This is a genomic window from Polynucleobacter parvulilacunae (assembly GCF_018881715.1).
Lineage (GTDB): Bacteria > Pseudomonadota > Gammaproteobacteria > Burkholderiales > Burkholderiaceae > Polynucleobacter > Polynucleobacter parvulilacunae.
In genome coordinates, this window is record NZ_JACVPW010000003.1 from 15001 (window position 1) to 40882 (window position 25882).

General features: G+C 46.3%; 27 protein-coding genes. 21 read left to right on the forward strand and 6 right to left on the reverse strand.

Annotation, left to right across the window (positions count from 1 at the left end):
- Positions 1-51: 51 nt before the first annotated feature.
- From ICN18_RS07480 to ICN18_RS07510, 7 genes are all read left to right on the forward strand, one after another.
- Positions 52-753 (forward strand): hypothetical protein, encoded by a 702-nt coding sequence (locus ICN18_RS07480; protein WP_216189894.1) that lies wholly within the window; start codon positions 52-54, stop codon positions 751-753.
- Positions 750-1457 (forward strand): hypothetical protein, encoded by a 708-nt coding sequence (locus ICN18_RS07485; RefSeq protein ID WP_216189895.1) that lies wholly within the window; start codon positions 750-752, stop codon positions 1455-1457. Before ICN18_RS07480 ends, ICN18_RS07485 begins: the two co-directional genes overlap by 4 nt.
- Positions 1458-1485: 28 nt before the next feature.
- Positions 1486-2139, forward strand: a complete 654-nt coding sequence (gene queE / locus ICN18_RS07490) for a 7-carboxy-7-deazaguanine synthase (RefSeq protein ID WP_216189896.1) — start codon at positions 1486-1488, stop codon at positions 2137-2139.
- A 45-nt stretch (positions 2140-2184) separates the two neighbouring features.
- On the forward strand, positions 2185-2649 hold the full coding sequence (gene queD / locus ICN18_RS07495) for a 6-carboxytetrahydropterin synthase QueD (protein WP_216189897.1): 465 nt from the start codon (positions 2185-2187) through the stop codon (positions 2647-2649).
- Complete coding sequence (gene tadA, locus ICN18_RS07500) at positions 2650-3108, forward strand: tRNA adenosine(34) deaminase TadA (RefSeq protein ID WP_216189898.1); 459 nt, start codon at positions 2650-2652, stop codon at positions 3106-3108.
- Positions 3105-4049 carry an LD-carboxypeptidase gene (locus ICN18_RS07505; RefSeq protein WP_216189899.1) on the forward strand — a complete coding sequence of 315 codons (945 nt, stop codon included), beginning with the start codon at positions 3105-3107 and terminating at the stop codon, positions 4047-4049. The genes tadA and ICN18_RS07505 overlap by 4 nt, the downstream gene beginning before the upstream one ends.
- An 80-nt stretch (positions 4050-4129) precedes the next feature.
- Entirely contained in the window at positions 4130-4696 is a 567-nt protein-coding gene (locus ICN18_RS07510) for an SOUL family heme-binding protein (protein ID WP_216189900.1), read from the forward strand.
- A 16-nt stretch (positions 4697-4712) separates the two neighbouring features.
- Here ICN18_RS07510 and ICN18_RS07515 read toward each other — a convergent pair whose 3' ends face one another.
- Genes ICN18_RS07515 through ICN18_RS07535 form a run of 5 tightly spaced genes read right to left on the reverse strand, consistent with a single transcriptional unit; the run spans position 4713 to position 10271 of the window.
- Positions 4713-5600 carry a 23S rRNA (adenine(2030)-N(6))-methyltransferase RlmJ gene (locus ICN18_RS07515; protein ID WP_216189901.1) on the reverse strand — a complete coding sequence of 296 codons (888 nt, stop codon included), beginning with the start codon at positions 5598-5600 and terminating at the stop codon, positions 4713-4715.
- A 7-nt stretch (positions 5601-5607) separates the two neighbouring features.
- A complete protein-coding gene (locus ICN18_RS07520) occupies positions 5608-6399 on the reverse strand; it encodes a phosphatase PAP2 family protein (protein WP_216189902.1) in 792 nt (263 codons plus the stop codon).
- A 5-nt stretch (positions 6400-6404) separates the two neighbouring features.
- Positions 6405-7664: a glycosyltransferase family 9 protein gene (locus ICN18_RS07525; protein ID WP_216189903.1), complete on the reverse strand. Its 1260-nt coding sequence runs from the start codon at positions 7662-7664 to the stop codon at positions 6405-6407.
- A gap of 17 nt (positions 7665-7681) precedes the next feature.
- Entirely contained in the window at positions 7682-8725 is a 1044-nt protein-coding gene (locus ICN18_RS07530; RefSeq protein WP_216189904.1) for a lysylphosphatidylglycerol synthase transmembrane domain-containing protein, read from the reverse strand.
- Positions 8726-8774: 49 nt separating this feature from the next.
- Entirely contained in the window at positions 8775-10271 is a 1497-nt protein-coding gene (locus tag ICN18_RS07535) for a glycosyltransferase family 39 protein (RefSeq protein ID WP_216189905.1), read from the reverse strand.
- A 47-nt stretch (positions 10272-10318) separates the two neighbouring features.
- Here ICN18_RS07535 and ICN18_RS07540 point away from each other — a divergent pair, with 47 nt between their 5' ends.
- Complete coding sequence (locus tag ICN18_RS07540) at positions 10319-11116, forward strand: DUF3047 domain-containing protein (RefSeq protein ID WP_216189906.1); 798 nt, start codon at positions 10319-10321, stop codon at positions 11114-11116.
- 26 nt (positions 11117-11142) lie between these two features.
- On the opposite strand, the gene ICN18_RS07545 is transcribed toward ICN18_RS07540, so the two are convergent.
- Positions 11143-13413: a heavy metal translocating P-type ATPase gene (locus tag ICN18_RS07545; protein ID WP_216189907.1), complete on the reverse strand. Its 2271-nt coding sequence runs from the start codon at positions 13411-13413 to the stop codon at positions 11143-11145.
- A 51-nt stretch (positions 13414-13464) separates the two neighbouring features.
- Between ICN18_RS07545 and ICN18_RS07550 the strand changes: the two genes are divergently transcribed.
- From ICN18_RS07550 to ICN18_RS07610, 13 genes are all read left to right on the forward strand, one after another.
- Positions 13465-13659: a heavy-metal-associated domain-containing protein gene (locus ICN18_RS07550; protein WP_216189908.1), complete on the forward strand. Its 195-nt coding sequence runs from the start codon at positions 13465-13467 to the stop codon at positions 13657-13659.
- A 66-nt stretch (positions 13660-13725) separates the two neighbouring features.
- Positions 13726-14373 carry a DUF47 domain-containing protein gene (locus ICN18_RS07555; protein WP_216189909.1) on the forward strand — a complete coding sequence of 216 codons (648 nt, stop codon included), beginning with the start codon at positions 13726-13728 and terminating at the stop codon, positions 14371-14373.
- Positions 14374-14453: 80 nt separating this feature from the next.
- Positions 14454-15395 carry an inorganic phosphate transporter gene (locus tag ICN18_RS07560; protein ID WP_439650821.1) on the forward strand — a complete coding sequence of 314 codons (942 nt, stop codon included), beginning with the start codon at positions 14454-14456 and terminating at the stop codon, positions 15393-15395.
- 139 nt (positions 15396-15534) lie between these two features.
- Positions 15535-16623, forward strand: a complete 1089-nt coding sequence (apbC, locus tag ICN18_RS07565; protein ID WP_216189911.1) for an iron-sulfur cluster carrier protein ApbC — start codon at positions 15535-15537, stop codon at positions 16621-16623.
- A 14-nt stretch (positions 16624-16637) separates the two neighbouring features.
- Positions 16638-17171, forward strand: a complete 534-nt coding sequence (locus tag ICN18_RS07570; RefSeq protein WP_216189912.1) for a DUF3305 domain-containing protein — start codon at positions 16638-16640, stop codon at positions 17169-17171.
- Positions 17171-17728 (forward strand): DUF3306 domain-containing protein, encoded by a 558-nt coding sequence (locus ICN18_RS07575; RefSeq protein WP_216189913.1) that lies wholly within the window; start codon positions 17171-17173, stop codon positions 17726-17728. Before ICN18_RS07570 ends, ICN18_RS07575 begins: the two co-directional genes overlap by 1 nt.
- 11 nt (positions 17729-17739) lie before the next feature.
- The gene (locus tag ICN18_RS07580; RefSeq protein WP_216189914.1) at positions 17740-19830 is read left to right on the forward strand and encodes a 4Fe-4S binding protein; all 2091 of its coding nucleotides are present in this window, start codon (positions 17740-17742) and stop codon (positions 19828-19830) included.
- The gene (locus tag ICN18_RS07585; RefSeq protein ID WP_216189915.1) at positions 19827-20477 is read left to right on the forward strand and encodes a TorD/DmsD family molecular chaperone; all 651 of its coding nucleotides are present in this window, start codon (positions 19827-19829) and stop codon (positions 20475-20477) included. Before ICN18_RS07580 ends, ICN18_RS07585 begins: the two co-directional genes overlap by 4 nt.
- Positions 20478-20592: 115 nt before the next feature.
- Positions 20593-20814 (forward strand): formate dehydrogenase, encoded by a 222-nt coding sequence (locus ICN18_RS07590; RefSeq protein ID WP_216189916.1) that lies wholly within the window; start codon positions 20593-20595, stop codon positions 20812-20814.
- A gap of 60 nt (positions 20815-20874) precedes the next feature.
- Positions 20875-23853 carry a formate dehydrogenase subunit alpha gene (locus tag ICN18_RS07595; protein WP_216189917.1) on the forward strand — a complete coding sequence of 993 codons (2979 nt, stop codon included), beginning with the start codon at positions 20875-20877 and terminating at the stop codon, positions 23851-23853.
- 27 nt (positions 23854-23880) lie between these two features.
- Complete coding sequence (gene fdh3B, locus ICN18_RS07600; RefSeq protein ID WP_216189918.1) at positions 23881-24537, forward strand: formate dehydrogenase FDH3 subunit beta; 657 nt, start codon at positions 23881-23883, stop codon at positions 24535-24537.
- A complete protein-coding gene (locus ICN18_RS07605; RefSeq protein WP_216189919.1) occupies positions 24537-24773 on the forward strand; it encodes a hypothetical protein in 237 nt (78 codons plus the stop codon). The genes fdh3B and ICN18_RS07605 overlap by 1 nt, the downstream gene beginning before the upstream one ends.
- Before the next feature lie 47 nt (positions 24774-24820).
- Positions 24821-25882: a formate dehydrogenase subunit gamma gene (locus tag ICN18_RS07610; protein WP_216189920.1), complete on the forward strand. Its 1062-nt coding sequence runs from the start codon at positions 24821-24823 to the stop codon at positions 25880-25882.

A 25882-nucleotide genomic window follows, 5' to 3' on the forward strand; every position in this document is an offset into this window, starting at 1 on the left:
ACTAAAAAATCACAACAATCGCAACGATCGTAACAATCGCAGGAGAAAGATATGAATTTATCGCGCCGTACTTTCATTACATCAGCCGCTTTGGTTCCGGTTGCTTGCGGAGTTCCCCTCTCTTATGAACGCGGTACACCAGTTGCTCAGCCTAATCCTCTGCCGACTGTTCGGGCTCCGCAAGTTGGGCAGGAGTGGACCTATGTGAAGCGCGATGTATTTAATGGCAAGATCCAGGGGATAATTACAGAGCGAGTTGCTAGCGTTGCCTCCACTATTGTGATTGAGCGTACAGATCAAGACGGCGGTCAATTGCCGAGCGAGATACAGGGCCCTTGGGGTATTGTGCAGCTTGATACTTCATGGCCGCGCTTAATAAGTTTTAAGCCGCCTATCCCCTTGTGGCCCCAGGAATTAAGCTCAACCTGGAGCAAGCAGTTAAATACTAAATATAGCTTGGGTGAATATTCCGGCAATTCTTTGAGCTGGCAGGAATATATGGGGGCGCATGGTTGGGAGCAAATAACTGTCCCCGCTGGAACTTTCTTAACATTGCGCTATCAAAATCTCATTAACTATGAGAGTGAAGATGACAATAAGGTGAACTGCATTCGCAAAGAGACTATTTGGTTTGCGCCAAGCATAGGTCGCTGGGTTGCTCGAGAGTCTTCTGGCTCTTACAGAATTCAGGGTCAAATTGGCGCAGAAATTCTAGAGGCTAGCTATCAATGGCAACTTACCGCATATAAATGAGAGCTCTGCAAAAAACCTTTCTTTTGTTGCTGCCATTATTTTTGGCGGCATGTATTTCGTCTCAACCTTACCCCAAGGGGATTGTTGAGCCTCAGCCACAGTCCACGCCTGTTGTGCGCCCACCAAAAGTTGGGCAAGAATGGGTCTATCAAGTTCGGAATGTGTTCAATCAAGAAGTGGTCGATGTTATTACTGAGAGAGTGGTTTCGGTTGGCGATCAAATTCGAATTTCTAGATCTGGGGTCAAGGCTGGACAGTTGCCTGATGAAATTCAGTCTCCATGGGGGTATGTCATTCAGGACCCGCATTGGTCACCACCACAAAAGTTTGCCCCCGCGGTTCCGTTGTGGCCGGAGAAGTTAAATGCCAGTTGGAGCGGTTTTTATACCTCTAGATATCAAGTCTTAGGTTATCCAGATGGCACCTATTATTGGGGTATCAATATGAATGCCTCTCAGTGGGAGCGAATATCCGTTCCTGCAGGGCAGTTTTTAACGCTCAGATATCACAACGAAATTCCCTACTTTCAGAGCCAAGATGTCTTCAGGCTATCCAATTACCGGGATGAGGAGCTTTGGTTTTCTCCTGAAATCGGACGCTGGGTTGTGCGCAGGTCATTTGGCCGGTATTTGCTTGGTGGCATGAAGTGGAACGGTGCACTTTGGGAGGATTACCTGGAGTGGGAGCTAATCTCCTGGAAATAGGCAATGCGCTTAAAATAGGCGCATTGCTATGTATACCGTAAAAGAACTATTTCCCACCCTTCAAGGTGAAGGTGCCCACGCTGGTAGAGCGGCAGTTTTTTGTCGTTTTGCTGGATGCAATCTTTGGAGTGGACGTGAAGAGGATCGCGCTACAGCCATTTGCCAGTTTTGCGATACCGATTTTGTGGGTAGCGATGGCATGGGTGGCGGAAAATTTGAAACTGCGAGTTCACTTGCTGATGCAATTGAGTCTGCGTGGCGCAGTACATCAGCCGGCCCACAACAACGTTATGTAGTCTTTACTGGCGGAGAGCCTCTCTTGCAATTGGATGAAGAATTGATTGCAGCACTTCATCAAAAAGGTTTTGAAGTAGCAATTGAAACGAATGGCACGATAAAAGTTCCCAAAGGGATTGATTGGGTTTGTGTGAGTCCTAAAGCGGGTTCTGAACTCATTGTTCTCCAGGCGGATGAGTTAAAGCTCGTGATTCCGCAAAATGACCATCAGCAGCTAGAAAAGTTGATGGCTCGTTTTGAAGGCATGGATTATCGCAATCGCTTCTTGCAGCCTATGGATGGACCAAGCCTTAAAAACAATACTGAGCTGGCGGTAAGCTTGTGTCAAAAGCGTCCCCTATGGAGATTGAGCATTCAATCCCATAAACTAATTGGGATTCGATAAATCTGATAAGCGTTAGATAAGCACAAACATATTATTAAGTAACTTATGACAAATAAACAGCCTGCTATCTCCATCACCCGTCGTCTTGAATTTGATTCAGGGCATCGCATTCCCAATCATGATGGTCAGTGTCGTCATCTGCATGGACATCGTTACGCTATTGAGGTCACTTTGACTGGTGAGGTTGCGGATCATCCTGGTAAAGCGGATGACGGCATGGTGCTCGATTTTGGTGATATCAAACGCTTAACCAATCAACACGTAGTTGAGCTTTGGGATCACGCTTTTCTGGTGGCTAAAGAAGATGAAGGATTGGTTGCATTCCTGGGTAGCTTGCCTAACCATAAGACCGTGATCATGGAGCATGTGCCCACTGTAGAAAACTTGGCAAACGCTGCATTTGCAATATTGCAACCCGTGTTTAGCAAGGCTTTTGATGGCCAGCTAGAGTTGTCTGCCATTCGCCTCTATGAGACGCCCAATTGCTGGGCTGATGTTCATCCTGTCTAAATGACGCAAGTAGAGCTTGATCAGCAATATATGCGCATGGCCATTGAGCAAGCGCAGTTGGCAGCGCAATCTGGTGAGGTTCCAGTAGGCGCAGTGCTGGTGCGAGATGGTCAAGTTATTTCGAAGGCATTTAATAAGCCAATAGCCAATCACGATCCCAGCGCCCATGCCGAGATGTTGGCTTTACGAGAGGCTGCTCTTGCTGAGGAAAACTATCGCATCCCTGGAACTACTTTGTATGTCACTCTTGAGCCCTGTGCTATGTGCTCCGGTGCCATGCTGCATGCCAGGGTTAGCCGAGTGGTTTATGGTGCACCAGATCCCAAGACAGGTGCCGCTGGCAGTGTGATGGATCTGTTTTCTTCTAAGCAGATTAATCACCAAACTAGCGTTGAAGGTGGCATCATGGGCGAAGAGTGTGGTCAGCTGTTGCGTGATTTTTTTAAAGGACGACGTTGAAATCCATTCACCTCGTTGCTCCATCAGGGGCCAGTTTAGATAATAAAAGTCCTCTAGCCGGTATCGACTGGTTAGGGCGACAGTCCATTGTTGTTCAAAATACGGATTGCGTTCATCGGGCCTATGAGCGCTTTGCAGGTAGTGATGAAGATCGTCTTGCTGAGTTAAATAATATTTCTGCGTTGAATCCTCAAACCATCGTCATGGCGATGCGCGGGGGTTATGGTCTTCATCGCCTACTTTCTGGAATTCAGTGGGATGCAATTGCAAAGACCATTCAAAATGGTTTGCAGGTATGTGGCCATAGCGACTTCACCGTCTTTCAGTTGGGTTTATTAGCCAAGACCGGTGCAATTACCTTGGCAGGGCCAATGCTCAATTACGACTTTGGCCGCTTGGGTGATGATGGCGCTCCAGTAACCCCAGATGCATTTATGTGGCAGCATTTCCAGGCTGCAGTGCAAGACCGAAAGCTGGATTGCCAGGTATCAACACCGCAATCCTTCTTTGGCAAGGGGGTTGAACAGTCGCTCACAGGTTTAATGTGGGGTGGCAATTTAACTGTTCTGGCTGGTCTTGTTGGTACGCCATATCTTCCAAGTGTCAAACAAACGCAAGGCGGTATTCTATTTTTAGAGGATGTAAATGAGCATCCTTATCGCATTGAAAGAATGTTGATGCAGCTTTTGGATGCCGGAATTTTGTCAAGTCAAGACGCAATACTGCTCGGTGGATTCTCTGCTTACCGTCTTTACGATAACGATAAAGGTTATTCACTCGAGCGCGCTATTGAAGCAATACGTAAACGTTTGCCGCAAGAAGTTCCAATCTTGACAGGTCTACCATTTGGTCATCAGGCTAATAAGCTGACTTTACCAGTAGGTGCGCAAGCCACATTAAATTTTGATTCAAACGGATTTGAAATTAAAGCGCAGTGGTAATGTTTATCAGCAATCCTTTGAGATGTTCTTTTTGGAAGGGCGTTTTCATTGCACTTGCGCTCACATTTATGGGAGCAGTAATGGCAACTGAAGAGCCAAAATATTCTGTTGTCGAAAAGGAGCCGCCTTTCGAAATCCGATCCTATGCGCCAATGATTGTGGCAGAGGTCCAGGTCGATGGTGATTTGGATGCGGCATCAGGCCAGGGCTTTCGCTTGATTGCTGCCTACATATTTGGTCAGAATCAAGTAAATGAAAAAATAGCAATGACCGCCCCAGTTAATGTTGAGGAGAAGACCTCTCAGAGTGCAAAGATTGCAATGACTGCACCAGTGGGAATCGAGTCGAAGGCAGGCAAGTGGGCAGTGTCATTCGTGATGCCTGCTGAATACACAATGGAATCAATACCCAAGCCAATGAATTCGCAGGTGCAACTGCGGCAAATTCCAGCAGTTAAAAAAGCCGTCATCAGTTTTACGGGCTTCTATAACGAGCAAAAAGTGGCCGAGAAAACGCTAGAGCTTGAGCAGTGGATAAAGGCTCGCAACCTACAGCCTTCGGGAGTTCCCAACTTTGCCCGCTACAACCCGCCATGGACGCTACCTTTCATGCGGCGTAATGAAGTCATGATTAATCTGCGTGATTAATTAGCTAGCTACTTCATTAATTCTTTGCTTCGAAGCTCTTTAGTAAAAATTGACCGCCACCATTAATTCCTAAGGCCTTAGTCAGGGTTGGTAAAGCTTCCGCCAATTGTTTTTCTAGAGTCCACGGTGGATTAATGATGAACATCCCGCTAGATTGCAGGCGGCGCTCACCCGGCGCATTCTCAACACGCAATTCTGTATGAAGCCAAGAGCGTTTATGGATAGCCGCAATCTTTTTTAGGCGATCTGGCAGGGCTGCTGACTCTCTTCTTGAGAGTACGGGATACCAAATGGCATAGCAGCCCGTGGCAAAGCGTTGCAGCGCTTCTTCCATGGCCATTTCCAGGTAACGATAGTCTTGTTTATCTTCGTATGAAGGGTCAATCAACACTAGACCACGTCGGCTTGGCGGAGGAAGCAAGCCTTTTAGTCTGGCAAAACTATCTTCGGCATAAATATCAATCTGCTTAGACTGCTTAAGCTCACTAATATTGTGACGAAGAATATCTATCTCTTTTGGGTGAAGCTCGAATAACTTAAGGCGGTCTTGTGATCGCAGTAGTTGAGCCAAAATAAAAGGGGAGCCGGGATAGATGGTGAGCTGGCCTTCAATATTCTCGGCATCAATATATTTCAGATACTGCCGAATGCTTTCCGGAATAGGGATATTTGCATGCTCGCAAGTTTCCACATATTGCTTCAGGCGAAAAATGCCGCTATCCGCTTCTTTGCTTACGGTAGAGAAACCATCCTGTAGGCTGTAAATACCAGCACCAGCATGTGTGTCAATCATCGTGAGTGCGCCAGGCTTCTCTTGCAGATACTCCACCAAATGAATTAGGGTGAGGTGCTTGAGAATGTCTGCATGACTTCCCGCATGAAATGCATGTCGATAGCTAAACATCTTGAATTTACTTTGCTTTGCTAGGCGCTTGAGTAAACTGCGCTCTTGCGTAGAAGACGAGAGTGAGGGCCACTATTGCAATGGAGAGATATTGCAATGGGAGGTTTAACTCTAAATCCATGATTTGAGTGAGGTGGGCATACATTGCTATAACCCCACCAAGAGCAATCAGATGAGACCAGATTTTTCTGGGACCCAATTGATTTTCAGGAAATTGATTGGCTAGTAAAGCCCCAAACATTCCGCACCAAATACCTACGCCTGCACCCCCCAAAACATCGGTGAGCCAATGGGCACCGACTGCGCTGCGAGAAAGACCTACTAATCCTGCAAGAATAAATACAAGCAGCATTGGCTTGCGCTTCTCCTTATCGGAGGAGAAATATAAAGCGCTTGCAACTGCAAAAGCAGTGATAGTGTGGCCTGATGGAAAGGACTTATGAAGAAGGGGTTCGCCTAGGCGATAAAAAGTGCCATCACTCAATACGCTGGCGGGTCTTGGTAGATTGAACAGTGGCTTTAACGTACTGCTCGCGATTGCGGCAATGGCACCTGAGAATATTCCCGCTGTTAATAAACGAGGTGCCAACAGCAGTAATGGAAAGGAAATTGCAAATATTCCCCAGCCATTACCTAAGAATGTAAGGCCAGCCCAAAACATATCTGGTAGAGCCTGCGTGATTCTATTAAGGAATAAAAAACTACTCCTTTGAAACTCACCAAAGTAAATAGCGCCAGCAAGTGCAAGTGGTATTAGTGGAATAAACCAAGCAAAGATAGGGATTGCTTTTTTATTCATGCAGCTTAACGAGCCTTTTCCTTATCGGCATCTTGTAACTGCTTAATTACTTTATCTAACACCTGCTGGACAGTGATTGCTTGCATGCACACGTTGTCATGGCAAGGGGTTTTGCGGTGATTGGCAGCGCTCACGCAAGGTGAGCAAGCTAGGTTTGCAGTGATGGCGATGGAATTGCCAACTGAACCATACAGCGCTGGAGTTTCTGGTCCAAAGAGCACTACTGTTCTCAATGGTGTTACCGCTGAAAAATGACCAGGACCAGAATCGTTGGTTACCATGACATCTGACAGGGTGTAGAGAGGTGGCAGCTCAGCAAAGCTGACTTGCCCGGCAAAGTTCAGCGCATTTTTAATGTTGGCCATTGATCGCACTTTATCTACATAGACAAATTCAGCAGGAGAGCCGGTAATGAGTATGAGATCGTGTGGATATTGTTGATGCACTGCTTGAATTAATTCAGAAAAACGCTGCTGCGCCCAACGTCGTTGCGGCAATAAGTCACTCGCATTTGGGTTAATGAGTATGAGGCGATTTCTACCGGGGGTATAGCTGATGTTGGCTTCTTTCGCTAACTTTTCAATGCGCCCACGTACTTTTTCTAGGGTGCTTGGATCGATGATGGCTTGCTCTAGGCGAACTTCAGAATCTGTAATCTCAATTTTGCTAAAAGGAACTTCTATCTTCTGCGCAAAAGCCGCATGAATTAAGGATAGAAAATTCTTAGTAATGTGAATGTGTGGGTTGTAATGGACCTTGCGAGTGAGCATAAAGCCGCGCCATAAACCTTCGCCGTGGAAGATGTGATAACCCACGCGACGACGTGCACCACACATGCCGGTAAGGAGAGCAGTAAAGCGGGAGAACAACTCCAAATCAATTACGGTATCAATACGGTGCTTGCGAGCAAGAATCAAAAAGCGCAAGGTATCTTTAATTAACCCACCTAGACTCGATGAGTCAATCGTGAAAATATTTTCTGGCTTAACGGTATTGAGCAATGTCAGACTGGCGCGATTACTTTTGAAGATTAAGAAAAATAACTCGGCTCCACGTGCTTTTGCGTTGCGCATTGCTGGGTCAACCAAAATAGCACTACCCATTTCGGAGAGTTCAATAAAGAGTAATTTCTTTGGTGTGGAATTATCGCGACCAAAAATATTTTTGATGCCATCGACTGCTGCTATCAATGGGCTAACAATTGCACAAAGTGGTACACCGACCCAATGATCAATGGCGCGCATAGTGTTGACGCTAATAGTCATATTTTTGCTCTACAGAATTATTTACGTTTTAATAAAAAATAGGCGCCGGGCAAAACTGATAAAACAGTAATTGCTCCGTAACTAATGGAAGCTAGAACAGTTAATGAGGGACTTACACCCCATAAGGCAAGAACCGACGATAGAGTTGCTTCACGCAAACCCCATCCTGAAATGCTAATTGGTAACATGAGCAGCAAGCTTAATGCAGGTAGGCCAATCATTAAGCCTTCAATTGGGGCATCCACTCCGTAAGCTTTAAGGCAAAACAGTAAGGTCAAAATCGTCAAGAAGTGAATGCCAATTGCCAGACATGCTTGAGCAATATTATTTGGCCATGCAAATGCAAGCCGGATGCCTGGCATGGCGTTGTTCATGTTGAATCGATCTAGGAGTTTTTGTAGTAGCTGTTTGCTAGGTCCCCAAGCTAAGACTAGAGCAATCGCAACGCCGGCCAACAACATTACCACCATGACTGCATAGCCTAGATCTTGACCCCAAGCCGCTAATGTGGCCCCACCCAATATCAAACCAATTCCACCAAGTAGATTGTTACCAGCTAAGCCCAAGAGTCGATCAACCAACACCATTGAAAAACTCAAACGCAATTTGGGGGTGGCATGCTCAAGATCTACTGAGTGATGGAGCTCCTCATTCAACTCTTTTGTTTCGGATAAATTGCCAGTGCTTGTTAAATGAGTGGCAGTAATCGCGCGATAGCTGTCGCCACCTAATGTGCTTGGCAGACCTTGATTAATGAGGCCGCCTGCAAAGTAGAGGCCGATGTAGGAGCGAATGCGACGTGGGAATCCCACAGCTTGCATAAATAATCCCCAGCGATATCCACCGCAAATAAATGCGCACATCATGCTGGCTAGGGCAGCCAAAAACCAGAGCGGCTGCATCTGAATATGGGTATCAAATAGTGAATGCCAGTCAATTCCACTCGTTGCTTTCCAGAGCAGAGCAACGGAGAGCAGAACGCGAATGGTCGGCCAAGCTCGCTTGAGAATGGATTTCCACCCCGATTGGGTTTTAGGAGTGGGCTTGGCTTGTGAACTCATAAGCGTAAGGATAATGCTTTGGGCGCCTAAGGTCTTGAATTTGGGGGAATTACTCCGAAAGGCCAGGGCCTCGCCAATTAGTGCAAAGGCTAAAGTCAAATTTAGACAAAACTCGGCCAAATCGCTCAATTTCTAGGCTGTCTAACGCCTCGCATGCCTCAAAGCCCGATTTAGTACCTACTGGCATGGGGTGTGGCATGCCAGACCAGTTAATGAGTAGAGCATTTGCGCCTACAGGCACATCCCCAAACCAAAAATCAAATTGATCTTGTCTCTGATCTAAAACAAACACTGGGGTTGGTGATGCGTACCAGGCAGCACGACTACCTAAAGTCCAGTTTTGAACAGCAATGCCACTTGCATTGGTGGCTTTTGCTAGCTCTGCTGCTTTTTGACCTGCTGTTTTCCAGCCATACAAATCCGCAATAGGATTTGATTTGATGGAAGCCGAGCTGATGCCGCCAGACAGAACATATCCAAAGCCGATGCAACATAAGACGATTTGAGTAATTAATAAAATACGGATCCAATGGCGATGCTGTGTTGCCCAAGCTTTCGCTAAACCAATTCCGGCAAACGGTGCAAGGCAGAACCATGCGGGTGCAGTCCAGTGAGGAAGTCCGCCGCCTCCAGAGAGGCTCACAAAAATTACAAAGGGAATTAAAAAGAATCCGAAGAGCGCAAGCAATGAAAGTTTTGTTGCATGCATGCACTCTTTCAAGAAGACAAAAGATCCTAAGATAAATAGTGGGCCAAAGACCAGTATTTGAATGCCAATATAGGCACCTAGCCTACGCCACAGCCATTCCCCACCGCCGCCATGGGCCAGTTGGTATTTAAATGAAATCCAATCGTTAGCCCAATTCCAATATAGAACGGGGGTAATGAACAGCAAAGCGACAAGCGCAGCCAACCAAAAACCTACGGTATTAATCCATGACTTTCTTGGTGTGCTCAAAAATACAAACAGCAATGCAAGCGCAGTAAAGGCAGCAGTGTATTTGCTCAAGCCTGCCAGACCTAGCAAGATGGCGGTGATGATCCAATCGCTCATGCTGAAGCGATCTTTGCTTAGCCAACGCAATGCCATAAGCATCAGCCCAAGACTCAGAGGTGCAAGCAGTGTATCTGGCAATAAACCAATTGCGAGAATATGTAACATGGGTGCGGCGATAACAATCAACACCGCCATCAATCCACATAAATTAGCCGAAGGTAATGCGCTAGTGAGGTAGCCCGCATTACGTCCGCGAATAAAGTGATGGACTTTAACCGTTACTTGATAGACCAAATAAGCAGAAATAATCCACAGCAGTTCTGGAATTAAACGAATAATGCCTTCGGAGGAGGTGAGAGCCACTAAGGGCCACTGAATCCAGCCAACTAAAGGAGGGTGGTCAAAATAGCTCCAGGCCAAATGTTGGGCATACAGCGCATAGTGAGCTTCATCAACTGAAAACTCTATTGAAAAACCTAGGGCCAGATGAATCACTGCAGCAATCAATATGCAGATTGCAGCCCAGCTAGAAGGTGATTGTTGACGCATTAAAGGATTTTAGACTCACAAAGATCATTCTTTGGGACAATTGGGGGATGTTTAAGCATGCCTTCCTACTATTCATCACCAGCACGGCACTATTTTTGACTGGATGTGCTGGCTTAGGCGGCGATTCTGTGCAAAACGAGGCTGGGCAGGCATTTAATGCAGATCAATTGCCGGCCCAAGAGGAGTTGCCTAAATTCTCGGCTGAAACTGCGCGTGAGGGCATGCCTAATGGCTGGAATTTCTATCGTATTGCACCCTTTAAAAAGAACACGGTATACCGCCTCGAAAATTATCAGGGCAAAACGGTTCTTAGTGCCAACTCCAAAACATCTGCCTCTGGTTTGGCTGTCAAATTACGCCCACGTCAGGCAAATAATTTATTGCTGCAGTGGGAGTGGAGGGCAACCAACCCTATTGTGAATGCCGACAATGCTGATGGCTATGCTGATGATGCGCCGCTACGTATCTTAGTCGCATTTGATGGAAATAAATCAAAGCTACCTTTAAAAGACAAAATGACCTTTGAGATGGCTAATCTGATTAGCGGGCAAGAGATGCCTTACGCCACTTTAATGTATATCTGGTCTGGTAAGTCGCCAGTAGAGACCATCATCACAAATGCTCATACCTCTCGCGTCAAAATGATTGTGGTGGATTCTGGTTGGGATAATTTAGGTCAATGGCATAAGCATCAACGCGATTTAGCGGCTGACTATAGGCGCGCCTATGGCGAAGCGCCGGGAGAGGTTGTTGGTATCGCTCTACTGACTGATACTGATAACACTAAATCAGAAACACGCGCCTACTACGGTGATATTGAGTTGATTTGCAAGAATCAAAAGTAAAGCAAAAATAAAGCAAAGACTGTTAATTAGTAACGAGTGGGGCGCCATCTCTTTAGTAATAACGCATTACTAAGGACGCAGAAGCTCGATAGCGCCATGGCACTGCCTGCTAGCATAGGCGAAAGATAGCCAAGTGCGGCAAGGGGGATGCCAGTAGCATTAAAGATAAAGGCCCAAAATAAATTTTGCTGAATCTTTTTCCAGGTTCGCTTAGAAATATCTACTGCATTCGCTACTAAAGTGGGATCACCTCTCATGAGGGTAATGCCAGCAGCCTGCATCGCTACATCAGTACCCGTGGACATTGCCATGCCGACATCTGCAGTTGCCAAAGCAGGTGCATCGTTCACACCATCACCCACCATAGCGACGTATTGACGATCTCCATCTTTCAGTTGAAGCTTGTGAATGATGTCAGCCTTATCGCTTGGCATCACTTGCGCAAACACTTCTTCAATGCCAATCGTTTTTGCGACGCGATTTGCAGCGGCAATATTGTCACCAGAAAGCATGACTGCACGTATATGCAGTTGGTGTAAGGAAGTAATGGCCTCTTTGACATTCTCCTTAAGCTCATCTCCAAAAGCGATGATGGCTATGGGTGAGGCGGTCGATTCATTATTCATCAAGACAGAAACCGTTTGACCAGCCTCAAAACATGCCTGCGCCTTTTCTAAAACTGCAGATTGATGTGGGTTGTGCTCTAAGGATGCAATGCTTTGCAGGGTAAGACTTTGGCCCATCCAATTACCTGCAGTAGGTTTACCGCTTATACCAACGCCGGGTATGGCTTTGCTTGCAGTTGGAGTGATGGGGTTTAGCCCCTGTTGCTTGGCTGCATCTAATAGTGCTTTTGCCAGCGGATGTTCACTTCCCAGCTGTAATCCTGCGGCAGATTCCAGAATGTCATCCTTGGTAAATGCAGTTACAAATGGAATGATCTCTAATAACCTCGGTTTGCCAATCGTTAGCGTGCCAGTTTTATCAAAAGCTACGACATTTAAGCGGTGTGCTAATTCTAGAACCTGTGGATCCTTAATCAGAATTCCAAAGCGTGCTGCTACACCTGTACCTGCCATGATGGCTGCAGGTGTGGCAAGACCTAAAGCGCACGGACATGCAATCACAAGAACGGAGACCGCTCGCAAAATGGCAATAGATGCTGAATCTAAATAAAACCAGTTTGCCAATCCAGTAATGAGCGCAATCACAATCACGCTGGGTACAAAAATGGCGCTGACTCGATCTACCAATTTCTGTATAGGCGCCTTTTGCGTTTGTGCATCCTCTACTAGAGAAATGATTTTAGAGAGAACGCTCTCGACGCCCACTGCTTGAGCCTCTACGACTAACAGGCTTTCTCCATTGAGAGAGCCGCCGATCACTCTTTCGCCAACGTGCTTTTTAATGGGATTGCTTTCTCCTGTGAGAAGTGATTCATCAACATGACTATTGCCAAGCAAAATAATTCCATCTACTGGGATTCGTTCACCAGGCAAGACTAAGATGCGATCTTTTGTAAATACTTGATCTAGAGGAAGATAGCGAAATTGGTTTAGAGGCAAGCCCTCGGAGATGGCAATATTTTGTCCGATGACTTTGGCATGTTCTGGCCAAAGTTTTTGCAGTGCTCGTATTGCTTCACTCGTTTGTTGTTTTGCTCGCGCCTCTAGCCATTTACCAAGCATGACCATACAAATAATGACTGCCGATCCTTCGAAATATAGTTCGTGAATTGCATGGGGCGATACAAACATTTGATACACGCTTAATCCATATGCTGCGCTCGTACCAAGCGCTACCAATAAATCCATATTGCCAACACCCGACATCAGGGACTTGAAGCCCGCTTTATAAAAGCGCCAGCCCAAGAAGAATTGCACTGGCGTTGCAAGCAATAACTGCCACTTCGGCGACAAAGACCAGTGAATGCCAAAAGGCATGAGAAGCATGGGTAAAAAGAGTGGGGCGGATAGGGCAAAGCCCAGCATGACCCGGCCCAGACCATCAGTCCCCCAGAACAATTTAGAGGGGGCTAATTCTGGAGCACCATGGGGCGCGCTAATTTTGGCGGAATAGCCTGTTTTTTGCACCAAAGCGAGGATTTCATCGATTTTGACCCCAGAATCCGGTTTTAGGCGAATTTTGGCCTGTTCTGTGGCCAGATTCACGCTAGCAGCCTCAACCCCCGGAATCTTGTCTAAGGCCTTCTCAACCCTGCCAACACAGGAAGCGCAAGTCATGCCGCCGATATCTAGAGTAAAAAGCTCTGGATTAGTGTCTTTTTGGGGGCTCATATAGAAGATAATCTACTCCATGCAAGCCATATTCACATCTAAAAGGCCTATATGTTGAGTTTAAAAGTGTCTGGTATGACCTGTGGAGGCTGCATTAATGCTGTTACTAGAGCGGTCCAAGCTCAGGATCCGCAAGCAAAAGTACAGGCCGATTTGGCGAGTCAAACCGTCAATCTTGAAACCACCTTATCTAAGGCTGAAGCAAGCCAGCTTATAACAGATGCTGGCTTTCCAGTTGCTCAATAGCAATTGTTTAGAATGTTGGCAAACCTAACAAAACCCGTAGTTTTTGTTCCTAAAGGATCGTGATTTATGTTCTTCAGTAAGCTAATGCCTCACGATGGTAATTTCTTCGAGCTATTTAACGAGCACGCTAGCAATATCGTCTCTGCCTCCGAATCTTTCTTAAAGTTCGTCGAGCACTACAGTGATGAAGCCTTGCGTGCTAAATATACCCAAGACGTCGATAAAGCAGAGCATGCCTGTGATGATGTTGTGAAAGAAGTCCATCGTCGTTTACACAAGACTTTCATTACGCCTATCGATCGCGATCAAATCTTTTCACTCATCAATACGATGGATGACGTTGCTGACTTATTGCAAAACGGTACAGAGGCAATGCATTTGTATGATGTAAAGCAAATGACACCAGAAATGGTGCAAATGGCTGAGCTTTGCAATCAGTGCTGCATCAGCATGAAGAATGCCGTTGCTACATTAAAAGATATCTCTGATCCAGAGGTGGCTAAGGCGGCTTTAAAAACTTGTGATGAGATTGACCATCTGGAGTCTGGGGCTGACCGCCTCTTGTCTACCGCTATTACTAGATTATTCCGTGAAGATATTGAGGTACGTGAGCTGATTAAATGCCAACGCATTTATGAGTTGCTCGAGGAAGTTACCGATAAATGTGAAGACGTTGCCAATTTAGTTGAAGGCATCGTTCTTGAAAACTCTTAAGGCGAATTAAGTTGCCAGCGACAGAAGTAGCCTTTTGGGTTGTAGCGCTTTTAGTGGCGCTTGCTCTTGCATTCGATTTCATGAATGGTTTTCATGATGCTGCGAACTCTATTGCAACCGTAGTTTCTACTGGTGTTTTGAAGCCACAGCAAGCAGTTGTATTTGCAGCCTTCTTTAATTTCCTAGCAATTTTTATTTTTCATCTTAGCGTTGCTGCCACGGTAGGCAAGGGAATTGTTCATCCTGCTGCAGTTGATTTGCATGTGATCTTTGGCGCTTTGGTGGGCGCGATTATCTGGAACGTGATTACTTGGTATTACGGCATTCCCTCAAGTTCTTCCCATGCCTTGATCGGCGGCTTAGTTGGCGCTGCATTACCTAAGGCCGGTGTTGATGGTTTGGTTTGGTCCGGAATTATTAAAACCGTTTCCTTTATTTTTATTTCGCCGTTAGTGGGTTTCTTGCTCGGCTCACTCATGATGCTATTAGTGGCTTGGGTTTGCAGAAATGCCAACTTAGCTAAGACCGATCGCTGGTTCCGTCGCCTGCAATTGGTTTCTGCTAGCGCCTACAGCTTGGGTCATGGCGGTAACGATGCGCAGAAGACAATCGGCATTATTTGGCTTTTACTCATCATTACTGGCTACGCCGAAGCGGGTGCTAGCATGCCGCCTACTTGGACTATTATTTGTTGCTATATCGCCATTGCGATGGGGACCATGTTTGGTGGATGGCGTATTGTTAGAACTATGGGGCAGAAGCTGACCAAGCTCAAACCTGTAGGTGGTTTCTGTGCAGAAACTGGCGGAGCAATTACTTTGTTTGCCGCAACAGCCTTAGGTGTTCCTGTTTCTACTACCCACACAATTACTGGGGCTATTGTGGGTGTGGGCTCTACTCAAAGGGCAAGCGCAGTTCGTTGGGGTGTTGCTGGAAACATCGTTTGGGCCTGGATCTTCACTATCCCAGCCACTGCTTTGATGTCTATGGTGGTTTACTACCTGAGCCTGCTGATTTTCTAAAGCTTCGAGAGAAGGTGACTAAGGTTAACTAAGGGCACTTTCAGCAAATATCCGCCGCTACGAGTAAGCTAGCGCTAATTAAGAAAAATACCAAAAACCTAGAAGTGCATTCTAGGTTTATTCATATTAGGAGAAGGTAGTGTCGGTTACATCAGAGTCAGTGCAGGCAGCACTAAAAAACTTAGTCGATCCCAATACGAAGATCGATTTTGTTACTGCAAAGAATATTAAAAATATCCGCGTAGAAAATGGTGATATTTCATTAGATATCGTTTTGGGCTATCCCGCTAAAAGCCGGTTTGATTCAATTCGTAAATCAGTGATCAATGCATTGCGTGAGTTGCCAGGGGTAAAAAATGTCAACGTCAATATCTCGAGCCAGATTGTTGCCCATGCAGTGCAACGTGGCGTGAAGTTATTGCCAGGCGTAAAAAATATCATTGCAGTTGCCAGCGGCAAAGGCGGAGTAGGAAAATCCACAACAGCTGTGAACTTGGCTTTGGCACTTGCCGCTGAGGGGGCGCGGGTTGGTATCTTGGATGCCGATATTTATGGCCCAAGCCAGCCAATGATGTTGGGTATTACTGGTAGACCAGACTCTATTGAAGAAAATACGATTGAGCCAATGGAAGCTTATGACTTGCAAGCAAGTTCGATTGGTTTCTTAATTGATGATGATACGCCGATGGTGTGGCGTGGTCCGATGGTGACTTCAGCATTAGAGCAGTTACTTCGCCAAACCCGTTGGCGTGACTTGGACTATTTGGTTGTGGACATGCCGCCTGGTACAGGTGATATTCAGCTGACATTAGCCCAGAAGGTTCCTGTGACAGGATCGGTCATTGTTACCACTCCACAGGACATTGCTTTGTTAGATGCGCGTAAGGGTTTGAAGATGTTTGAGAAGGTGGGTGTACCCATCATCGGCATTATTGAAAACATGAGTACTTACGTTTGTACAAAATGCGGGCACGAAGAGCATGTTTTTGGTTCTGGTGGCGGTGAAAAAATGTGTAAAGAGTATGGGGTGGATTTCTTGGGTTCATTGCCGCTCAACCTTTCGATTCGCGAGCAGGCAGATGCAGGGCGTCCAACTGTAGTAGCTGATCCGGACGGCACCATTAGCGCAATTTATAAAGGCATTGCTAGACAGGTCGCTATTCGTGTTGCTACTCTATCCAAGGATATGAGCAGTAAATTTCCGAACATTGTGGTTCAAAACACCTGAGGCTCTGACCATTTATGCGCTTTGCAGTATTAATGCGTAAGCAAAATATTGATAACCCATGGGTCTCTTACCGCTGGGCGCCTCAGGAAGTGTTGCCTGATTTTGGGCAATTCAATAGCAATCAAAGCAATTCCATCTCGGGTCAATTTCTGGGGCGCGATGCCGATGGAGAATCTTGGCTATTTACCGGCTTCGAGCTTGACCTCTTTCCAGATGAGGCTGAGGGCTACTATCTCAATGTTTCAGCTACAGCTCCGAGTTGGTTTGTGATGTGGCGCCTAGAAGAAGATATCGAGCGCTATATCGATGAGCAATCTATTTCCTTGGCAAAAGCCGAATCATCATTTGCAGTTCCTCATCGCATTTGCGTCAGCTATAACGAAGCAGCGCGCTTACTGGATGGTGGCGAGTCTGTTGATACTATTCCGATGAGTGAGCAGCATGCAGCGTGGTTGCAAGAATATGTCAACGACAACTACCGTCCAGAGCCAAAAAAACGCCATAAGCCAGCATCATTTAAGGGTGCTGATCGCCCTATGGAGGATTGATGGCTGATGGATTTCTAGGCCGTTGGTCTAAACGTAAAGCAGGAATAGATAGCAAAGAAGATGCCTCGCTAGTGAAAAAAGTGGAGGCGCCTAAGGAGGCTCCTTCAACTCTTCCTAATGAGAAGGCTTCAGAAGAAGCTCCACCACCAGCAACCCTAGAAGATGTGGCTAAGATTGATCGCTTTGATCCAGACTTCTCCGCCTTTATGAAGCCTGATGTGGATCCCACCGTTCAGCAGGCCGCTCTCAAGAAAATGTTTACCGATCCGCACTTCAACATCATGGATGGATTGGATATTTATATTGACGACTATAGCAAGCCAGACCCGCTTCCGCCTGGCATGCTCGAGCGAATGGTTCAGAGCGATATGCTCAAGCTTTTCCAAAAGTCGACCGAAGAGGGCTCTCGGGAAGATGGCACATTGGCAGCTCAAGAACAAACTGATTTAACATCCACACGGCATGTGGGTGAAATTTCTAAACCAGCCCCATTAGATGAAGTGCCGAATGAAGCGCTCGATAAAGACGCTATTCAGCAAGAACATAAGAAAACCTAAGAAGATAGCGCATGAGTCAAAAATTAGTCTGCAATTGCAACAGCACCATGCCTTTAGATGCAAAATCGTTGGGCGTGCCGGTGCACACTTCTTTATGTAGACAGGAAGTCGGTTCTTTTTTAAAGGCGTTAGATGGCTCCGATTCTTTAGTGGTGGCATGCACTCAAGAGGGTGCGCTGTTTAGTGAGTTGGCTGATCAAGCCGAAAAGCCTCTAGTTGCACCACTACGTTTTGTAAATATTCGTGAGGTTGCTGGCTGGACTCAAGAAGCTAAAACATCTGGACCTAAAATTACTGCTTTGTTGGCGTTAGCGGATTTGCCAGAAGCTGAGCCTGTCCCCGTGGTTAATTATGAAAGCCAAGGTAGGTTGCTGATTGTGGGCGCAGGCTCCCAAGCTATTCCTTGGGCTGAAAAACTCAGTCCCTCTTTAGATGTTTCTGTTTTATGTACTGAGCCTGGTGATTTGCCGCTCACTCGCAGTTATCCAATCTTTACTGGCGTACTTACTAAGCTGGACGGTTACCTAGGTAATTTTTCAGTTGATTGGGATTTGCAAAATCCGATTGACCCCGAGATGTGTACGCGCTGTGGAGCCTGCGTTGAGGTCTGTCCAGAAGGTGCTATTGATCTTTCCTTTCAGATTGATTTGAGCAAGTGCAAATCTCATCGTGATTGCGTTACTGCTTGTGCCGGTATTGGCGCAATTTCTTTTGATCGCAAAGAGCGTGCGCGTAATTCAGAATTCGATCTTATTTTGGATTTACGAGTAGATCCAAAAATGCGTATGAGTCAAACCCCACAGGGTTACTTTGCTCCTGGCAAAGACCCCTTAGAGCAAGCGCTGGTAGTGAATCAATTGTCAGAGATGGTGGGCGAGTTTGAGAAGCCAAAATATTTTGCTTACAACGAAAAGATTTGCGCGCACGGTCGCAATGGCAAAGTAGGTTGCAGTGCTTGTATTGACGTTTGCTCAACAGGAGCAATTGGCTCAATCTTTAAAAATGGCCAAGGCTCTGTAGAGGTAAATCCAAATCTTTGCATGGGATGTGGTGCCTGTGCTACCACTTGCCCATCGGGCGCAATACGCTACAACTACCCAAGTGTTGCGCATCAAGGCAAGGAATTGAAAACGGTAGCAAGTGTATTTACCGCAGAAGCCAAAAAGATTAATCAAGCCATGGCTCCAAGCTTGCTTTTGCATACCTTGAAAGCGGGTACGCAAATGATTGACGGTTTAGGTAGATCTGCCCATGTTATGCCAAAGCAGTTTGAAGGCCTGCCTGCTTTTGTCTTTCCTTACGGCATTGAGCATATTGCTTCTACCGGCTTAGATTTATGGCTTGGCGCGCTTACTTATGGTTTTGCCGAGGTGATCTTATTGCTCAGCGGTGATGAAGATCCTGCGTATCGTTCAGCGCTTGCAGAACAAGCAGATTTAGCGAACAGCATTCTCAAGGCTTATGGCTTTGATGAGCGTATTCATTTGATCTTAACCAATTCAATTAATGACATTGCGACTGTATCCAAAGCAATGGCGGCATTGCGTCAGCGTGGATCACTTGGTGCTATCTGCACGCCTGCAAGCATTGGCCTATCTAATCAGAAGCGCGAAACACTAGAGGCAGCCTTAGAGCATTTGCAAAAGCAAGCTAAAACTCCATTGCCAGAAGCAGGTGTTGCACTTCCAAAATCATCGCTGCTGGGTGGTCTAACCATTAATAAGGATGCTTGCACCTTGTGTATGTCTTGTGTCAGCGGCTGTCCTGAAGGCGCACTTTTAGATAACCCTGATGAGCCTATTCTTTCCTTCATTGAAAAGCAGTGTGTTCAGTGTGGCATTTGTGTGCAGACTTGTCCTGAGAAAGCCTTAACACTTGCACCACGTTTGCAAACCGTTGAGCAACGCAAGCAAAAGACTGTCCTAAATGAAACCCAAGCCTTCCATTGCATTAGCTGTGGCAAGCCTTTTGGAACCCTCAAGATGGTTGATCTCATGCTGACTAAGTTAGGCGCACACAGTGCATTCACTGGCGCAGCAATGGATCGCCTCAAGATGTGTGGTGATTGTCGAGTAGTGGATATGGTGAAAAAAGAAACATGAGCGAAATTTCGAAAGACGTAGCAAAACAGAATGTATCTGCCGAAGTAGGTGATGTCGGTTTGCCAGAGGATTTGGCTAGAGCCGATTTGTATGGCTTGATTGCTCGTTTTTTTCAGATGCCCCCAGACCAAGAGTTGCTAGATCAAATTGCTGCAACAGCAGATCAGCAGGACGCTGCTGATGAGGCGCCCTTGGCAAAAGTCTGGATGGACGTGGTTGAGGTTGCTAAAAACAATCCTGCCAAGGCTTGGCATGATGAGTTTGATTTGAATTTCATTAGCGTCGGTAAGCCTAACGTTGTTCTCAATGGCTCCTTTTATATGGCGGGCCACTTAAACGAGAAACCTTTGATCAATATTCGTAAGGCTTTGGCTGAATTTGGGCTTGAGGCTGCCGAAGAGGTAACAGAAACCGAGGACCACATTTCTGCCTTGAGCGAGGTGATGCGTTATCTCATCGCCGGTGATGATGTTGAGATCTCAAACCTTACAAATCAAAGGGTTTTTTTCAATGAGCACATTCGCCCTTGGTATGACGAATTGTGCGATGCAATAGAAGGCATACCTGAGATGCATCTCTATCATCCCGTAGCCGCCCTCACAAGGGAATTCCTGGCGATTGAAGGTCAAGGTTTTGACATGATTTAATGCTGCATCGCAATATAACTATTGCCCTAATTGTTTGTTGTTACACCAATATGTCAAAAGTGCGAAATCCTATTACACTTGATCAAAATCAAGAACAACCACATAGGAGCATGCCATGAGCACTAAATCCAAAGTTGCTTTAAGCGAAGCAAATACACAGTCGCGCCGTAAGTTCTTTATTGGTGCAGGCGCTGCAGTTGGTGCTGTGGCTGTTGCCAGTCAAACGCCAGTTGGCAAAGCGGTTATCCAAGAAATCAGTAGCACCAAAACAGTGAAAGATGTCGGTCAAACGATGTCTGCACATATGCGCAAGTATTACGAAACTACTTTGATTTAAAGATCTTTGTTTGCTTTAACCGTTCTTAAATAAATAAAAAAACTTTCTCAGGGACAACATATGAGTCTGACTCGTAAATCCAATACCCCACAAAGCAGTCGTTCAACTACTCGCCTCATTGGCAGTTTGTCACGTGGCTTAAAAGCCGCTGTGCCAACGATGGATCGCCGCTCATTCCTCAAGCGCTCAGGCGTAGGAGTGGGTGCCGGTATCGCTGCTAGCCAATTAAGCTTTGTACAAAAAGCAACTGCAGAGCCAAGCAAAGCAATGCTAGATGGCAAGGGCAAGATTGAGGTCAAGAGATCTATTTGTACCCACTGTTCAGTTGGTTGCGCAGTCGATGCCACAGTTGAGAATGGTGTTTGGGTTCGTCAAGACCCAGTGTTCGATTCCCCAATTAATATGGGCGCCCATTGCGCTAAAGGCGCAGCCTTGCGTGAGCATGGACACGGTGATTATCGTTTGCGTTACCCAATGAAATTAGTTGATGGAAAGTACCAGCGTATTTCTTGGGATCAGGCATTAACTGAAATTACTGCGCAGATGAAGACTATTCGTGAGAAATATTCTCCGGACGCAATGTTCTTTATTGGATCATCCAAACACAATAATGAGCAGTCTTATTTATTGCGCAAGTGGGTTTCATTCTTTGGCACAAACAATACAGACCATCAAGCGCGTATTTGTCACTCCACAACAGTTGCTGGTGTTGCAAACACCTGGGGCTATGGTGCGATGACCAATAGCTACAACGACATGATGAATGCTAAGGCTGCTTTATACATCGGCTCAAATGCTGCTGAAGCGCATCCAGTTTCCATGTTGATGCTCTTGCACGCAAAAGAAAATGGTTGCAAAGTGGTTGTAGTTGATCCTCGCTACACCCGAACTGCTGCTAAGTCTGATCAGTACATCCGCATTCGCTCTGGTAGTGATATTCCTTTCTTGTACGGCATGCTTTATCACATCTTTAAAAACGGCTGGGAAGATAAGAAGTACATCAACGACCGTGTTTATGGCATGGAAGAGATCCGCAAAGAGGTGATGGAGAAGTGGAATCCTGCAGCGGTTGAAGAGGCTTGCGGTGTTCCTGAAGCGCAGGTTTATCAAGCTGCTAAAACCATGGCCATGAATCGTCCTAGTACGGTTGTTTGGTGTATGGGACAAACTCAGCACACCATTGGTAACGCAATGGTACGTGCCTCATGTATTTTGCAGTTGGCATTAGGTAACGTAGGTAAGTCTGGCGGCGGTACAAATATTTTCCGCGGACACGATAACGTTCAAGGCGCAACTGACGTAGGTCCTAACCCAGATTCATTGCCTGGCTACTATGGCTTGGCTGCAGGTTCATGGAAGCACTTTTCAACAGTTTGGGGTGTTGACTACGAATGGATCAAAGGTCGTTATGCACCTGACATGATGGAGAAGTCAGGCACTACGGTTTCTCGTTGGGTTGATGCTGTTCTTGAAAAGAACGACATGATCGATCAGCAGACTAACGTTAAAGGTTTGTTCTTCTGGGGTCATGCGCCTAACTCACAAACTCGCGGCCTCGACATGAAGCGCGCGATGGATAAGTTGGATTTGTTGGTGGTTGTAGATCCATATCCAAGTGCTACTGCTGCGATGGCTGCAATGCCAGCTGCAGAAGGTCAGGCAGTTAATAAGAACCGTAATGTATATTTGTTGCCAGCCACTACTCAGTTTGAGACATGTGGTTCAGCAACAGCCTCAAACCGCTCATTGCAGTGGCGCGAGAAAGTAATCGACCCATTGTTTGAGTCTGTTCCTGACCACGTGATTATGCAAGCTTTTGCTGATCGCCTAGGTTTTGGTGAAGAGTTGTCCAAGAACTTCAAGATGCTCAGCTCTAAGTATGCTGGCAAGCAATGGAAAGAGCCGCAAATTGAAGATATCTTGCGTGAGATTAATCGCTCATGCTGGACTATTGGTTACACCGGTCAAACTCCTGAGCGCCTCAAAGCACACATGAGAATGGTTGCTACATTTGATCCTAAGACCTTAAAGTCACGCGGCGGTGTTGATCCAGTTACTGGTTACGACACAACAGGGGACTACTATGGTTTGCCTTGGCCTTGCTACGGCACAGCGGCAATCAAGCATCCTGGTTCACCAAACCTCTATGACACTAGTAAGAGTGTGATGGAAGGTGGCGGTAACTTCCGTGCTAACTTTGGGGTTGAGCGTGATGGTGTGAGCTTGCTTGCTGCTGACGGATCACACTCAAAGGGCGCTGCAATTACTACTGGCTACCCAGAATTCGATCACGTGTTTGTGAAGAAATTAGGCTGGTGGGATCAGTTAACCGAAGATGAGAAAAAGCTTGCTGAAGGTAAGAACTGGAAGACAGACTTGTCCGGCGGTATTCAGCGCGTGGTAATGAAGAACGGTTGTCATCCATTTGGTAACGCCAAAGCGCGCGCGGTTGTTTGGAACTTCCCGGATGCAATTCCAATTCACCGTGAAGCGCTCTACAGTACAAACGAGAAGATGATGCGTAAGTACCCAACAGCTGCTGATAAGAAGAATTTCTGGCGCTTGCCGACTCTCTATAAGACTGTTCAAGATCAAAACTTGAATCAGAAGTTATATGAGAAGTTTCCAATCATTCTGACCTCTGGTCGTTTGGTTGAGTACGAGGGTGGTGGAGACGAGACACGTTCTAATCCGTGGTTGGCAGAACTCCAACAAGAAAACTTTGTGGAGATCAATCCTAAGGCTGCAGCGGATCGCGGCATTAAGAACTGGGATTATGTTTGGGTCAAGTCGCCCACAGGTGCTCAGATCAAAGTGCGTGCATTAGTTACCGAGCGTGTAGACCAAGGGACTGCATTCGTGCCATTCCACTTTGCTGGTTGGTGGCAGGGTGAGAATATTCGCAAGTACTACCCAGAAGGTGCGGCTCCTGTAGTTCAGGGTGAGGCGGTTAACACTGCAACTACTTATGGTTATGACATGGTGACGATGATGCAAGAAACGAAAACCACGATGTGTCAAATCGAGAAATTTGCCTAAGTCAAAAAATAAAGTCAGGAGAACACAATGGCAAGAATGAAATTTATTTGCGACACAGAGCGATGCATTGAGTGCAACGGTTGTGTCACAGCCTGTAAAAATGATAATGAAGTACCTTGGGGTGTTAATCGCCGCCGTGTTGTAACGGTAAACGATGGCATCATCGGTCAAGAAAAGTCAGTTTCAGTGGCATGCATGCACTGTAGTGACGCACCTTGTATGGCGGTATGTCCAGTAGATTGTTTTTACCGTACAGACGAGGGCGTTGTTCTGCACGATAAAGATATCTGTATCGGTTGCGGCTACTGCTCTTTTGCCTGCCCATTCGGCGCACCACAGTTCTTAAGCAAGGGTGCCTTCGGTTCCCGCAGCAAAATGGATAAGTGCACATTCTGTAGCGGCGGCCCAGAAGAAAACGGTAGCGTTGCTGAGTTTGAAAAGTATGGACGCAATCGTTTGGCAGAAGGTAAGTTGCCACTCTGTGCAGAGATGTGTTCTACCAAGGCATTGATTGGTGGTGATAGCGACATTATTACTGGCATCTTCAATAACCGCGTTGCAACACGCGAGAAGAATGGTAAGTACCCAGGATCTAAAGCTTTTGGTTGGACTACTGCGTACGGTGGACCTGACGCACCAGCGCCGACACCAACACCTGCTGCAAAAATTCCAGGAGCTAAATAATGAAAGTCACTTTCAAAACTCTCGGCTTATGTTTTGCAGCAGCAATATTGTTGGCAGCTTGCTCTGAGCCTCCTGAAATAGCTGCGAAAGCTGCTAAGCGTCCTGACGTCGCTCCTTATATGGGCGCTAACAACGGGTTCGTGACAAAGAACTGGACCCCTGGAAATCAGGCTAGTTGGACTGAGTCAATTGACAAGCGCACTCAGAATCAAAACGAATACAGTCGCGTTAAGTGATCAACTAAACAACAATAAATAAAACGAAAACGTTTAAGGACATGTGTATGAAACGATCATTTTCTAAAGTTCTACGCACTTTGGTGCTGACTGCTGGTTTGTCGCTGACTATGGTAAGTGGCATCAGTTTTGCAGAGCGCGCGCCGATGGCACCTTTGCCATCTCCAAGCGGAGTGGATGTTCCACCTTTGTCAGTACCAGCAAATCCAAACGCACTGGCTAATGGAACACAGGCTCAAGCGCAGCCAGCAAATCCATCCATCTTCACTGCACCCAATAGTGACCCCCAGAACTATGTCAGCATTCCTGATAAGCAAGCAGGTGTTTTGATCCAGCGTGCTGGTCAAGAATGGCGTGTAATTCGTAACGGCATCATTACGGTTTACGGTGGCTGGTTATTGGCGATTGCCTTCTTTGGCATTATTGCGATGTACACCATTAAAGGCTCAATCAAGCTGCATGAGCCATTGTCAGGTATTAAGGTTAAGCGTTTTAGCGCATTTGACCGCGTTACCCACTGGGTGATGGCATTTAGTTTCTTGGCCCTTGCACTTACAGGTCTATTAATTCTGTACGGTAAATACTTTGCGATGCCTTTAATGGGGGGTGCTGCTTACGGCTCTTTCTTGATGGTTTGTAAAAATATTCATAATTTCACTGGCCCATTATTTACTCTGAGTATCGTGATTTTCTTCTTGCTCTTTGTGGGTAAAAATATTCCCGGAAAAGGCGATCTCAATTGGTTGTTAACTTTCGGTGGAATGTTTAGCGGCAAGCATGTGCCTGCTGGATTCTTCAATATGGGTGAGAAGTTTTGGTTCTGGTTCGGTATGACCTTCTTGGGCCTGGTAATTTCTGCCTCAGGATTTGTGCTCGATATGATCGTGCCGTTTATGCAGATAGAGTACCTGCGTGGCACTATGCAAATCGCCAACATCATTCACAGCAGCGCTGCGATCTTGATGTCTACAATGGCAATGGGGCACATCTATATCGGTACCATTGGCATGCAAGGCTCAATCGACGGCATGAAGACTGGCTATGTTGATGCTACTTGGGCCAAAGAGCACCATGAGCTCTGGTATGACGAACTCAATAAAAAGGGATAA